The sequence below is a fragment of the Roseateles sp. genome, from assembly GCF_036486225.1.
Taxonomy (GTDB): domain Bacteria; phylum Pseudomonadota; class Gammaproteobacteria; order Burkholderiales; family Burkholderiaceae_C; genus Roseateles.
On sequence record NZ_DASVNZ010000142.1, the window covers coordinates 1 to 14084 of the forward strand.

Below are 14084 nucleotides of genomic sequence, written 5' to 3' on the forward strand. Positions count from 1 at the left end.
CAGCCACAGCTCGCGCAGGGCGGGCACGCGCGCGGTCAGCGCGGACCAGGCGTCTTCCAGCGTCACCGACGCGCCGATGCGCATCGTGGTGCCGTCCTGCGCCATCACCGAGTCGATGCGTCGCATCTCGTCAACGCGCCCCGTGAGGATCACGTCGCCGAGCTCGCGCTGCTGCTTGTTGACCCACAGGCCGACGTCAGTCGCGCCGGCGACGAGCCGCGCCTGCGGCATCGCCTCGCGCAGCGCGGCGAACTCGTCGATCGAGCGCGGCGCAAAGACGCGCTGTGGCGTACCGGCGCGGGAAGGGGCTTCGTAATGGAGCGACGGATCGCCGGCCAGGACGCGCAACGCCTCGACGATGGGCGCGCGGTCGATGGTGCGCGCGGGTACCTCGAACATGCGTTCGCCCGCATCCAGGATCGGCCGGTAGCCGGTGCAGCGGCACAGGTTTCCGGCAAGGTCGTCGGCGAGCGCCTGACGCTCCGGTCGAGTGCCGCAGGCCTGGTGGCGCTCATAGATCGCCTGCATCGTCATCGCGAAGCCGGGTGTGCAGAACCCGCATTGCGAGCCGTGGCAGTCGACCAGCGCCTGCTGGACCGGGTTCAGGTCGGCGCTGTCGCCGAGGTCCTCGACCGTCAGCAGCGCCTTGCCGTCGAGCATCGGCAGGAACTGGATGCAGGCATTGACGTTGCGCAGTTCGACGGCCTGGCCGTCCGCGTCCAGCTCGCCGACCAGCACCGTGCAGGCGCCGCAGTCGCCTTCGGCGCAGCCCTCCTTGGTGCCTGCGCAGCGGGCGTGCTCGCGCAGGTACTGCAGCACCGTGGTGGTCGGCGGCAGCCCGGACACGGACTGCAGCTGACCCTGGTGGAAGAAGCGGATCGGACGGGGATCGGTCATGGACGGAAGCAGGCTGGGCGGGCCGGAAGGACCGCTGGCGGGCAAGCAAGATGCGGGCGAGGGTGGGGCACCGGCGCCGCCGGATGCAATTACCCGGAACGGTACTCCTCTGACATCGCTATGGTTATACGATGGAGCTTATGACATCTATATGCCATGGACCATGTCGGAAGCGCTGAATTTCGACAAGATCGACCTCCTTCTGGTGCGGGTCCTGCATACCTTGATTTCCGAGCGCAGTGTGTCCAGGGCCGCCATGCGGCTCGGCAGCACGCAGCCCGCCTTGAGCGCGCAGCTGCGGCGTCTGCGCACCCTGACGGGCGATCCGCTGCTGGTGCGCAGCGGCGCCGGGATGACGCCGACCGCGACCGCGCTGGAACTGCTCGCCCCCGCGGAACGCCTGCTGCGCGAGGCCGACGAACTCTTCGGCGCGCGGCTGCGCAAGACCGGCTTCTATCCTGCGACTGCCGAGCTGCGTTTCCGCGTCGCGGCGAGCGACTACCTCGACCCGCTGTTCCTGCCGCTGCTGGTGGCGCATCTGCAGCGGCTGGCGCCGGGCGTGCAGCTCGACCTGCAGCCGCTGAACGCCGACTTCGACTACCGCGCCTCACTCGCCCGCGGCGAGGTGGACCTCGTGATCGGCAACTGGCTGGAGCCGCCCGGCGAGCTCCACATGGGCCGGCTGCTGGTGGACGAGGTCGTCTGCCTGGTCAGCCAGGACCACCCCGCCGCGAGGATGACACCGCGCGCCTGGACGCAGGAGCGTTACCTCGACTGCCAGCACCTGGCGCCGATGCCGCTGAGTCCCGGCCAGCCAGGCGTGATCGAGCAGCACCTGGCCTCGCTCGGCCTGGAGCGGCGCATCGCGGTGCGCTGCGCCCACTTCGGGCAGTTGCCGCAGATGGTGGCGCGCAGCTTGCTGGTGCTGACCACCGGCCGGCTGTTCTGCAACCGCTACCTGGACCAGTTGCCGGTGACGGTGCTGCGCTGCCCGGTGGCGTTCCCGCCGATGACGTATTACCAGCTGTGGCACGACGTCAGCCACAACAGCGCGCCGCTGCGCTGGCTGCGCGAGCAGGTGCGCGAAGTCGCGCGCGAGCTCGTGAAGTGACCTGTTCCCTCTGAATTCCTTTCCTCCGAATCCCTTTCCGCTGAACGCATGACGACCGACCGATCCGCCGCTCCCGCACGCCTGGCCCTGAAGGGCGACCTGCTGGACTTCACCGCCGCGCCGCACTGGGCGCGCGTGGACGACCCCGCCGTGCGTTTCCGTCCGGACCACTGGCTGCTGATCGAGCAGGGCCGCATCGTCGGCGCGCAGGCCGAGGACCCGGGCGAGGGCTGGGTCCGCGAGGATCACAGCGGCCGGCTGATCCTGCCGGGCTTCGTCGACACGCACGTGCACAGCCCGCAGCTGGACGTGATCGCGTCCTACGGCACCGAGCTGCTGGATTGGCTCAATACCTACACCTTCCCGGCGGAGCAGCGTTACCAGGACCCTGAGGTCGCGCGCTTCGGCGCGGGCCGGTTCCTCGATGCGCTGCTGGCGCACGGCACGACCTCGGCGGTCGTTTATCCGACGGTGCACAAGGTCTCGGCTGACGCGCTGTTCGACGCCGCCGCCGAGCGCGGCATGCGTCTGATCACCGGCAAGGTGCTGATGGACCGCAACGCGCCCGAGGCGCTGCGGGACGACGTCGTGCAGGCCGAGCGCGATTGCCTCGACCTCATCGCGAAGCACCACAACCGCCAGCGCCTGTCCTACGCCGTGACCGTGCGCTTCGCGCCGACGAGCACGCCGGAGCAACTCGCGATGGCCGGCGCGTTGTGCCGCGCCGATACGAGCCTCTACATGCAGACCCACGTCGCGGAGAACCGCGGTGAGGTGGAGTGGGTCGCCAAGCTCTTTCCCGAAGCGCGCAGCTACCTCGATGTCTACGACCGCGTCGGCCTGCTGCATCCGCGCGCGGTGCTGGCGCACGGCATCTGGCTGGACGACGAGGACCGCCGCGTGGTCGCGCGCACGGGCGCCCACATCGCGCATTGCCCGTCCTCCAACCTGTTCCTGGGCAGCGGGCTGTTCGACTGGCCCGGCGCGCTCGCCGCGGGCGTGCGCGTGAGCGCGGCCAGCGACGTGGGCGGCGGGACCTCGCTCTCGGCGCAGCGCACGCTGGCGGACGGCTACAAGGTGCAGGCGCTCAACGGCCAGCGGCTGACTGCCTGGGCGGGGCTGCATGCGGCCACGCTGGGCGCGGCCGAGGCGCTGGGCCTGTCGGACGAGCTGGGCCACTTCGGTGCGAAGACCTTGGCCGACGTCTGCATCTGGGACTGGGCCACCGGCCCGGTCGCCGAGGCGCGCATGAGCCTGGCGCGTGATCCGCATGAACGCGCCTTCGCATGGATGACGCTGTCGGATGACCGGAATCTGGTGGCGAGCTACGTGGCGGGCGTGCCGCGTTATCGCAGGCCCTGACAGGCGAGACCCGTCAGTTCACTCGGCCAGGCGCTTGCTGGCTTGGCAGGGGGCGCAATGCCTCGATACGAGTGATCCTGTGGATCGATCCGGACCATGATCCCAGGTGTCCTTGATTCACCATGTCGAAAGTGCCCTCAACAAGAACGTATCGATTGTTGAGCTCCTTGAGTCTTTCGACAGGAATCGAATCAACGTCAATCCAGAGGCCGTTCTTGGCGATGCCCTGTTCCCAGTCATCGCGATGAAGGTACACCGCATCCCCCTCCCGCTCCGAATGGAGGAACCCCAAGATCACGACCGGCTTTGCATGAAATGCCGTAGGCGTGGCGATGAGGTTGATGAGGGAGACTTCCCGGGCGCTCGCGGTGGTTGCCGTCGCTGCGAACAGAAAGACCAGAAACCAAGCTCTGGTGGTCATACAGCGTCTTCCATGATTTCAGTACATGGCCATGTGAGGCGCAGTGATGGCCGTGCTCCATCGCGCCACGATGACTGCCGTTCCTATCGGTACATCGTACCGAAGGCGCCGCATTTCATCTCCAGCAATAGTCTTGCGGCGACTTCCGGGAGAGGCTCTTCCTGCTTCAGGAGATCCGCCAGTTGTTCGCAGTTCCTAGGCTGACTTGCCGGGCTCAAGCCTTTTGGCTTCTTTCAAGCAGAGCTTGGCTCCTATGGCGAATGCGGCGCCAAGGGTACCGAGCGAGACAACCATGAAGACCCTCTTTGAGACGTTAAATCCATTGGCGGGCAACCACGTCTGAAGGAAGAGTATGGCCGCCATAGTCGATGCCAAAACGGCGACCCCGACACAGAAGGCAACAATGAGTCTTGAGTACTTTTTCATTTTCCGCATCCGCAGTCATTTCCCGCCCTCAACGCCTCGGTAAGCGCCGCCGATATCGCGGCACCTGCCAGACCACCAAGCCCCCCTTTCAGGGAGCTCTTGAGCAACCCGCTCTTGAGGAACCCGCTTGCAAAACTGCCTAACCCGCCTCCTACGGCTCCTCCCACCATTGATGCATGCGTATCCCTCATTCCTGACGAGGCCAACTCCATCCCGACAATTCCGCCCACAGCCCCGCCCAACGCTGAAGATGGAATCGTTGTCGAACTCATGCCCGCCGAGGCGGCTCCACCCAAGCCTGCATTGCCTGCTGTATCCGATCCCAAAGCTCCGGCGAAAGCGCCGCTCACACCGCCGAGACCAGCAAGCGCTATTGCTGCTGGCACATTGCCAGCCTGCAGTCCGGCAATCGCTCCGGAGAAAGCTCCGCCGACACCCCCGGCGATGCCGCCAATCTGCTTTTCGCTGAGGCAGTACAGGCCATAGGGGTCAATTCTTGAAATCGGATTTCCGCCGACATATGCGTAGGTATTGATGCCCCCAGCCAGTCCGATTGGGTCACTTTGAGTGTATCTACCGATCGATCCATCGTAGTACCGATGCCAGTTCTGCCACAACCCGGACTCTGCATCGAAATACTGCCCCGGGAAGCCGAGATTCATTCCTCCAATCGAGTCCACCGTCACCACTCGATCGTACGGCTGGTTCCTCGCCTGCCAGGCCACCGCGCCGGCGGTGTTGGACATCATCTCCGGCCGGCCCAGTTGATCGGCGTACACCGCGTAGACGGTCCCGTTGGCGACGATCGACACGATCCGCCCGTTCATCCAGACGTAGTTCCGCTGCTGCCCGTTGGACGCCGCCTCATAGAGCAACTCGCCCGACTCGCCGTAGACGAATCGACGATCGACGCCGCCGCTGGATTTGAAACTGCGCTGCTGCAGGCCGTTGTATCGGTAGCTGGACACCGTGCCGCCCGGCGTCGCCGGGCAGGCCACCGATCCGCCGAATCGGCTGAAGGACTGAAGTCGGCCAAACGGGTCGTAGTAGTGGCAGTTCGTCCCGCCGTCGCGGGTCTCTCGGATCAGGTTGCCTGCCGCGTCGTGGCCGTAGCTCCGCGCCGGCGTACCGCCGATGGCAATCAGGCGGTTGCTCGCGCTGTCGATGCTCAGCGTCTGCGACACCCCTGACGTCGAGTACTGCGTGCGGTTGCCCAACGCGTCGAGGCCGATCGTTGCGGTCGCGCCGCTCTGGTCGAAGCCCTTGAGGCGATAGGCGTTGTCGTAGCGTGCCGTCACCGCATCGTTGCCCGCGATGGATGTCATCAGGTCACGCGTGTCGTAGCCGTAGGTCCGACCCTGCGCGCCCGAGGCAAAGATCTGCGACAACCGGCCGTCCAGGTCATAGCTGAAGCTCTGCGTCCGATTCGACGCGTCGGCGAACTGGGTCATGGGACCGAAAGGCCCGTAAGCAACGCCTGCGGCGACAGATCGCTCCACCCCGTTCACCACGACGCGCAGGCTGACGACCCGGCCCTTGTCCCAGCCGTACTTGAGCACCACGCCGTTGGGATACGTCAGCGTCGAGACCTGTCCGATGGCGTCGAAGCCCTTGGACGTCGTCAGCGACTGACCCGCGATCACGTCCGTGCGCGTGGCCGCAGCGCCGCTGGCGTGGTACTGAAGGGCGATGCTTTCGCCGTTGCTCTCGGCGATGCTGCAGACCTTGCCCGCTCCATATGGGCATGAGTCGTAGCCGTAGGTCCGCACCAATGTGCTCGACGCATTGCTCGCCGTGATCGTCGAGCGCCGACCATCTGCCAGATACCCCATCGACTGGCTCTGACCGTTGGCCGAAGCGACCGAGGTCAACTGTCCCGCGGCGTCGTATCCCAGACTCGTCGTTCCGGTATCCGGGCTCGAGATCGAGCGCACGAGCCCCAGACCATCGATGGTGTAGGTCGTCGTGTTGCCGCGCGCATCCCTCACCGAGGTCACTCGGCCCTCCGTGTCGTAGCCGAAGGTCGTGACGCCACCACCGCCGTCGGTACGGGTCTTCAGGCGGAAGTGCTCGTCATAGCCGTTCTGCTCGATGGTCACATTGGTCGCGTCGACGACCTTGTCCACCAGTCCGCTGCCCAGGCGGGTGTAGGTCCAGCGCTGCCCCGCGTTCCCGCGGACCGCGCGCACGCGGTTCTCCTCGTCGAAGTCCTTGAACGACATTGCCACCGGCGTCTCATACGACACCCAGACCGTGTCCGGGTTCGGGCATTCGGTCGGATCGCCCCAGGGATCGAACGGGCAAACCGTCGTCCAATAGCCGCCGGAGACCGAGCGTGAGCTCGACGTCACATTGCTCGCTGTATCGCGCGTGAAGGAGAAGTTGCTGTAGGTCCTCTGCGAGATCGGCAATGCCGGGTTGTCGCCCTTGTCGCTGACGCGGTACAGACGCTGCGCAGCGTCGTAGCCGTAGCTGCGCTCGACGCCGTCCGAGGCGCTCGAATCCAGCACCGCGCCGAGCACCGAGTACGCAGCCTGTTGCGTGAAGCCCGCCCGCGTGCTGGAGATCATCCGGCCGCGCGCGTCATACGACAGCGTCGTCGTGACGCCCGTCTCATCGGTGATCTGCGACGGCAGACCCAGACCGTTGTAGCCCGACAGCGTCATGGTTCCCGCCGCGCTGATGCGCTGCGTGAGGTTGCCCGCGCTGTCGTAGTTGTAGGTCACCGCGTCGGCGCTGCCGGGCAACGGGCCATCGACCGTCATCTGTTCTGGCAGCCCGTTGCCGTCGGCGTCGACGTACGAGTAGGTCGACGTGCGCGCCTGCCCCGTGACGCCGACGGCGGACGTATTGGTATCGGTCACCGACGCGAGCCGGTTCCTCGCGTCGTACGCCAGATCGCGCCGGCTCATCGGCCCCTGCGATACGCGGATTCTCTTTGGGAAGGCGTCCCATTGGTAGGTCGTCGTGAGCGGCGTGCTGGTGGTGCCGCCGCGCGTCACGCGAATGACCGAGCCTTCGTAGTCCGTCTCCGTCTCGGTCGGGTAGAGATTCGAGTCGCGCTCGTAGCGCACCGTCGGCCCCATGCTCACGGACGAGGTCGAGAAGCTCGGGCAGTAGGTCGACGCATCGCCGCTGGCCCAGCTGTACTCGTATTCGGTGGTCGGGTCGGAGTTGAAGTAGTACGTGGTCTTGCGGCCCAGCGCGTTGGTCACGCGCGTGGTCCATGCCGTCAGGTACTCGAAGGTGAACTTCTCGACGCCGCCGGCGTGCTCCGACGAGAGCACCCGACCCGCGCCGTCGTAGGTGAAGGTCGAGTACCTCACGCCGTTGAGCGATTTGCCGAGCAGTTGGCCGCCGCTCATGTGGTACGTGATCGTGTCGCCGTAGACGTTGTATCCACCGACCTGATGCTGCGTGGCCGGGAAGGTCGTCTGCGCCAGCGCGCCGCCCGAGTAAGCATAGCTGTAGACATTGCCCGCCGGATCAGTGATCTGGGAGACCCGTCCGCCCGACCATTGAATGCCCATGGCCTGTCCGCCAGCGTGGCGCACGCGATAGAGCGAGTCGTTGGCGGTGGTGGGCGACACCACGCGATCCGGGTCGCTGTAGTCGAAGGTCCAGGTCACGCCTTCGGGATTGGCCGCGCTCAGCAGGCTGCCGCCGCGCGAGTAGACCTCGGTGCTGCCGTCGGCCGTGCGATGAACCCAGCGGCCGTTGACCGATTCGATCCAGGTCGAATTGCTGAACTGGTTGCCGATCAGGCGTGTGCGCCAGCGCGTGCCGTCCAGTTCGAAGACCAGCGTGTCGCCGCCGGGGCGATGCAGGCGGATGACGGGAGGCCAGTCACCTGCGGCCGAGGCCTGCGCCTTCATGTCGAGGATGGAATGCCACTTCGGGCCGAAGGCGCCGGACTTCGCCGACTGGCCGATGTAGGTCCGGCGCATCAGCAGCCCGTACGGCACGGACGAGGCGAAGTCGAGCTCGGCCTCGACCTTGTTGCCGTTGGAGAGCCGGACCGGGTTGGCGCAGGTCTCGTTGGAGCGATCGGCAGCGTTCTCGGCGCGCCCGTTGCCGCCGGTTCCCGTTGCGTCGCCAGGTGCCTTGGCCAGATCCGACGCCGGGTTGCCGAAGCTGCGCGGGTCAACGATGTCGAAGGAGTGCCGCCCTTCGACGAAGACGCAGCCTTCGGTTGATGCGCACCGATCGCGCTCCTCCTGCTGGATGGTGCTGGCGGCGTTCGAGTGACCCCAGACAAGCAGCGTCGCTGCCGTGCAGATGATCGAGCGCGCGTGCGCGCGCACCACCCCGTGATGCGGATGCATGGTCCTCCCTCGGCGTCGAGCGCCTTTTATTGAGGATTCGGACTATCCAACCGCATTCACAAAGCTGACATATGGAAAACGCGTAGAGAGCCGGGGACGGGGACGTCGCGCTCACCGAGGCAGGCATGCCGTCGCCTCAGCCGTCCGTCGCCTCTGCATGCAGCCTGTCGGGGCAGGGTGCAGCGCGTGGAACCGGGGATAGTCAAATCCTGACCCCGATGCCTACAGTCAGCGGATCCCGGGACGTCCCCGGGACCGATCAGGAGAGGAGATCCCCGATGACGAACTTGTCCCCGAAGGGCACGCCGAAGGCGGCATTGACCGCGCTGTGCCTGGCGTTGGCCGCCGCCACGACGCTCGCGATCCCCGCACAGGCCGCGACGGAGAAGGTCGCCAAGACGCCGGCGACGGCCGCGGCCGCCAAGGCGCAAGCCAAGCCTGCGCAACCGCGGCCCGCCAAGCCCTACACGATCGAGCAGTTCATGGCGACGACCTCGGTGCGCGGGGCCTCGTTCTCGCAGGACGAGCGCCGCATCCTGTTCAGCAGCAATGCGACTGGGATCTTCAACGTCTACAGCCAGTCCGTCGACGGCGGCGAGCCGGTGGCGCTGACCAGGTCGACGACGGAGAGCCATTACGCCGTCAGCTACTTCCGCACCGACGACCGCGTGCTGTTCACGCGCGACCAGGGCGGCAACGAGAACAACCACCTGATCGTGCGCGAGCTCGACGGCAGCGAACGCGACCTGACGCCCGGCGACAAGGTCAAGGCCGGCTTCACCGGCTGGAGCCGCGACGGCGACGCGTTCTTCGTCACGACCAACGAGCGCGACGCGCGCTACATCGACGTCTACCGCTACGACGCCAAGACCTACGCCCGCACGCTGATCTACCAGAACAACGACGGCAACGCGGTGTTCGACGTCAGCGGCGACGGCCGCTGGGTGGCGCTGGGCAAGACCAACACCACGGCCGATTCGGACGTCTACCTGTACGACACGCAGAGCAAGGAAACGAAGCATCTGACGCCGCACCAGGGCGTGGCCTCGTTCAGCACGACGGACTTCGACCCGGAATCGAAGACGCTGCTCATCCTCTCCAACGAAGGCTCCGAGTTCCAGCGCCTGATCGCCTACGACCTGGCCTCCGGCCAGAAGCGCGAGCTGGAGAAGGCGGACTGGGACATCGTCTACAGCAGCTATTCGCGCGACGGCCGCTACCGTGTGACCGGCGTCAACGCCGATGCCAGCCTGGAACTGCGCATCGTGCAGACCGCCGACGGCAAGCCGGTGACCCTGCCCAAGCTGCCCGGCGGCGAACTGCGCGGCGTGACCTTCTCCAGGACCAGCCAGCGCATGGCGTTCTACCTGAACGGCGACCGCTCGCCGAGCAACCTCTACGTCTACGACTTCGGGACGAAGCAGGTGAAGCAGCTGACGCGCACGCTGTCCAAGGACATCGATCCGGAGGAACTCGTCGAAGGCCGCATCGTGCGCTTCCGTTCGTTCGACGGGATGGTGATCCCTTCCGTCTACTACGAGCCGAAGGAGGCGTCGCCGACCAACAAGGTGCCGGCCGTCGTGATGGTGCACGGCGGACCCGGCGGCCAGACCACGCGCGGCTACGCAGCGATGGTGCAGTACCTGGTCAACCACGGCTACGCGGTGCTGGGCATCAACAACCGCGGCAGCTCCGGCTACGGCAAGACCTTCTTCACCGCGGACGACGGCAAGCACGGCCGCGAGCCGCTGTGGGACTGCATCGAGGCCAAGACCTATCTCGCCGGCACCGGCGTCATCGATCCCGAGCGCATCGGCATCATGGGCGGCAGCTACGGCGGCTACATGACGCTGGCCGCGATGGCCTTCCGGCCGGAGGCCTTCAAGGTCGGCATCGACATCTTCGGCGTCTCAAACTGGCTGCGCACGCTGGAGTCCATCCCGCCGTACTGGGAGAGCTTCCGCAAGGCGCTGTACCTGGAGATCGGCGATCCGGTGAAGGACAAGGACTTCCTGATCGCGACCTCGCCGCTGTTCCACGCCAAGGAGATCCGCAAGCCGCTGCTGGTGATCCAGGGCAAGAACGACCCGCGCGTGATCAAGCCGGAGAGCGACGAGATCGTCGACGCGGTGAAGAAGAACGGCGTGCCGGTCGAGTACGTGGTCTTCGACGACGAGGGCCACGGCTTCTCGAAGAAGAAGAACCAGATCGAGGCCAACCAGAAGATGCTCGAATTCCTGGACAAGTACCTGAAGCCCGGATTGAAGAACTGAAACCGTGTGAAGTTGCACGGTTTACAGCCTGTTGCCGTGGCCCGCACCGGGTCCGGCACGATGCCCCCACACACAGAAAAGCCCGGCCGAGCGCCGGGCTCTTTTTGTCCGGATACAGAGAGAAGCGCCCGGTCCAGGACGCCATGCGCAGGCCACAAGCCTGCGAGGCGCGTCGGGTTTCTACACGATGGGGGTTCAGATCATGCGATTCGATGGCACGTTGGAAAGTTGGTACGCCGAGCGCGGCCACGGGATGCTCAAGCCGGAGCAGGGCGGTGACGCCCTCTTCGTGCATGTGTCGGCCTTCCCCATGGACGGCCAGTCGCCGCGCGAAGGCGAGCGCCTGAGCTTCGAGGTTGTGTCCAGAAGTGACGGCAGCAAACAGGCCGTGCGCGTGCACCGTCTGCAGGAATACAAGCTGCCGTCGCAGCTGCGTCCCGCGCGCATGGGCTCGCGCCCGCCGCGGCCGATCGCGCGCCGTCGCACTTCGCCGCTGACCTGGACCGTGCTGGTGCTGCTGTTGCTGGGCGTGGGCGCGACCGTGTGGTCGCCAGCCAGCCATGCGATCGCCGGCAAGTTCCAGAGCCAGGCCCAGACCCAGGACCAGACCCCGAGCCAGGCCAAGGCCCAAGGCCAGGTGGGCCGCTGACCAGTTGACTCCTTGGGGCTGGCACCTGCAGCCCCGTCGCCCTCGCGGAGGCTCGTTGCTCCGCTTCTTTCAGGCTGCCCTCATGGGCAGCCTTTTTTTGCGCCCGGCGCTCGTCAACGAAAGGCGGGCAGGGGGCTCCTCATACTGTTCGCATGCTCACAAAATCGTCGCCCCCTGCCCGCCTTCCGTTGACTCGGAGCGAGGACTGCGGTGGAGGGGTCAGACCTTGAGTTCCAGGCGCACGGTCCACACGGTGAAGCTGCGGCCGGTGCTCTCGCTGGTGACGATGCGGCCCGGCGTGGTGGCAATGCTGCCGTTGCCGTAGGTCAGCGGCACGAGGTTGCTCGCGGCGACGCGCACGGCGACGACGGGGGAGAAGGTCCACATCGCCGAGAGGTCGATCACGCGCTTCTTGTCGATGTCGTTGAGGACCTGGTTGCTCTGTTGCAGCAGCGTCGTGGGCGTGTAGTTCAGCGAGGCGCCCAGCGTCAGCGGCACCGAACGCAGCCGGTAGTCGGCGCCGAGGTTGGCCGTGTAGCGCGGCTGCTGGTCCAGCTTGTTGTCGGGGCCGATGATGCCGTCCACGGCCGAGTGGAACAGCGACAGGTTGCTGCGCACGTTGACCGGGATCGCGTCGGTCAGGTATTCGTCGAGGCGGAACTTGGCCTCCAGCTCGACGCCGTAGGTCTTGGCGTTGCCGATGTTGCGCGGACGGATGACCCAGCGCTGCGTGGTGGCGTAGGGCACCGTCTCGAGCTCGGCCTGGCTGCGGATCAGGTCGGTGATGCGGCGGTAGAAGAAATTGGCGCTGAGCAGGCCGCCCTTCGAAAGGTATTTCTCGTAACCGATCTCGACACCCGTGGCCATCTCCGGCTTCAGGTCGGGGTTGCCGAATCGGTCCGGGTAGTTGATCAGGTTGGGACCGCAGAGGATGTCCGGCGGCTGGCAGGTGAACTGGTTGTTGATGCTGAGCCGGCCGATGACGTCGTTGAGGTTGGGCGCCTTGTAGCTGCGGGTGAGGCTGGCGCGGATCTGCTCGCGGCTCTTCTCGTCGATCTTGTAGACGCCGTGCAGCAGCGGGGTGAGGACGCTGGAGGTGTTCTTCACCGGGCCCTGGTTGTTGGTGCTGTCGGTCTGGATGCCTTCCCAGCGCAGACCGGCGTAGAAGCCCCACTGCTTGCCGACGCTCCATTCGTCCTGACCGTAGACGGCCAGGCGGCGCGTGGAGGCGCTGACGTTCTCGCCGAAGTCGGCGAGGAAGGCGCAGGGGTTGCCGCGCATGTCCTTGCCGAAGACCTCGTAGCAGCCGCGCGTCTGGGTGCGTTCGGTGCCTTCGCCCTCGACGCCGGCGACGAGGTTGTGCTCGTTCTCCATCTGGTGCGTGAGCTTGAGGTTGACGCTCCACTGGGTGTCGCGGCTCTTGGTCGTGTCGTCCTGCGTGCGATAGAAGACGCCCGGCGTGGCGTCGAGGTCTTCCTCGCGATGGGCGCTGCTGTCCATCGTCATGCGTCCGGCGCCCAGGCGCGTTTCCATGCGGGTGCGCTCGTCGATGCGCTTGTTCCACTGCAGGTTCAGTCGCGCCATCGCGGAGCGGCTGCTGCTGTCGCTGGTGGCGGTGTCGTACTTGATGCGTTCGAAGGCGTTCTCGTCCGGCACCGCGGACTGGGTCTGCCGGGAGCTGCTGCCGCCGCTGCCGCGGTTGACCATCACGAAGGGCTGGATGGCGAGGGTGTCGCCGCCGTCCAGGCGCAGCTGCAGGCGGCCGGTCATGTTGAGCGACTTGCGCTCGTCGGCGGTCTGGCCGCGGGTCTGGAGCAGGGTGTCGCTCTTGGGCGCGCCGGTGGTCGTGTCGAAGCGCTGGGTGAACGACTGCGAGTCGATGTCGTCCAGCCGCTTGTGCTGCATCGCATTGACGGTGAAGTTGTAGGCGTCGCCGTTGTCGCCGATCTTGTCGTTGCGGGTCCAGTTGAAGTGCGGGGTGACGTGGTCGCGCTCGAAGGCGGTGGCCAGGCGCACCTCGTTGAGCCTTCGCTGGATCGCCTCGCGCAGGACGACGTTGATGGTGCCGGCGATGGCGCGCGCGCCGAACTCGGCGGTGGGCGCGCGCATCACCTCGATGCGCTCGATCTGTTCGGGCGGCAGCTCGTCGAGCGAGAAGCCCGGCGGCATGCGTTCGCCGTTGACGAGGATCTGGGTGTAGCCGCCGCCCATGCCGCGCATGCGGACCTCGCCGCCGCGGCCGGGACGGCCGCCGGTGGTGACGCCGGGCAGGCGCTTGAGCACCTCGCCGATGGTGGAGTCGCCGTAGCGCTCGATCTCCTCGCGGCCGATGATGATCTTCGAGGCGGTGGAGGCGCGACGCTGGTCGTCGTCGCGCGAGGTGCCCTGGATCTCGACGCGGTCGAGCTGGGTGGGGTTGTCGGTTTCCTTGGTCGCGGGCGGCGTCGCGGGGCGCGAGCGTTCAGGCGTCGGTGCGGGCGCTTTTGCGGGCGGCGTGGTCTGGGACCAGGCGGAGGCGCTCAGGCCCAGCATGAGGGCGAAGGAGAGCGGATGCAGGGCAGGTCGGCGGGTGCTTGTCATCGGGCAATGGCAGGAGCAAGCGCGGCCCGATCTGGCGATG

General features: G+C 66.5%; 8 protein-coding genes. 4 read left to right on the top strand and 4 right to left on the bottom strand.

Annotated elements, in window-relative coordinates:
- Nucleotides 1–897 (bottom strand): 2Fe-2S iron-sulfur cluster-binding protein (locus tag VF536_RS09760; RefSeq protein WP_331614649.1); only part of this gene is annotated, 897 nt, incomplete at its 3' end.
- 151 nt (nucleotides 898–1048) lie between these two features.
- Here VF536_RS09760 and VF536_RS09765 point away from each other — a divergent pair.
- Both VF536_RS09765 and guaD read left to right on the top strand, forming a co-directional pair.
- Nucleotides 1049–2008, top strand: coding sequence for a LysR family transcriptional regulator (locus tag VF536_RS09765; protein WP_331614650.1), 960 nt, complete (start codon nucleotides 1049–1051; stop codon nucleotides 2006–2008).
- Nucleotides 2009–2056: 48 nt separating this feature from the next.
- Complete coding sequence (guaD, locus tag VF536_RS09770; protein ID WP_331614651.1) at nucleotides 2057–3370, top strand: guanine deaminase; 1314 nt, start codon at nucleotides 2057–2059, stop codon at nucleotides 3368–3370.
- Nucleotides 3371–3383: 13 nt separating this feature from the next.
- Here guaD and VF536_RS09775 read toward each other — a convergent pair whose 3' ends face one another.
- Nucleotides 3384–3791 carry a hypothetical protein gene (locus VF536_RS09775; protein ID WP_331614652.1) on the bottom strand — a complete coding sequence of 136 codons (408 nt, stop codon included), beginning with the start codon at nucleotides 3789–3791 and terminating at the stop codon, nucleotides 3384–3386.
- A 422-nt stretch (nucleotides 3792–4213) separates the two neighbouring features.
- Nucleotides 4214–8542, bottom strand: coding sequence for an RHS repeat-associated core domain-containing protein (locus VF536_RS09780; RefSeq protein ID WP_331614653.1), 4329 nt, complete (start codon nucleotides 8540–8542; stop codon nucleotides 4214–4216).
- Between the two features lie 278 nt (nucleotides 8543–8820).
- Between VF536_RS09780 and VF536_RS09785 the strand changes: the two genes are divergently transcribed.
- Both VF536_RS09785 and VF536_RS09790 read left to right on the top strand, forming a co-directional pair.
- Nucleotides 8821–10815, top strand: coding sequence for a S9 family peptidase (locus VF536_RS09785; RefSeq protein WP_331614654.1), 1995 nt, complete (start codon nucleotides 8821–8823; stop codon nucleotides 10813–10815).
- 202 nt (nucleotides 10816–11017) lie between these two features.
- A complete protein-coding gene (locus tag VF536_RS09790) occupies nucleotides 11018–11464 on the top strand; it encodes a cold-shock protein (RefSeq protein ID WP_331614655.1) in 447 nt (148 codons plus the stop codon).
- Nucleotides 11465–11683: 219 nt separating this feature from the next.
- On the opposite strand, the gene VF536_RS09795 is transcribed toward VF536_RS09790, so the two are convergent.
- Nucleotides 11684–14044 (bottom strand): TonB-dependent receptor, encoded by a 2361-nt coding sequence (locus tag VF536_RS09795; RefSeq protein WP_331614656.1) that lies wholly within the window; start codon nucleotides 14042–14044, stop codon nucleotides 11684–11686.
- Between the last annotated feature and the right edge of the window lie 40 nt (nucleotides 14045–14084).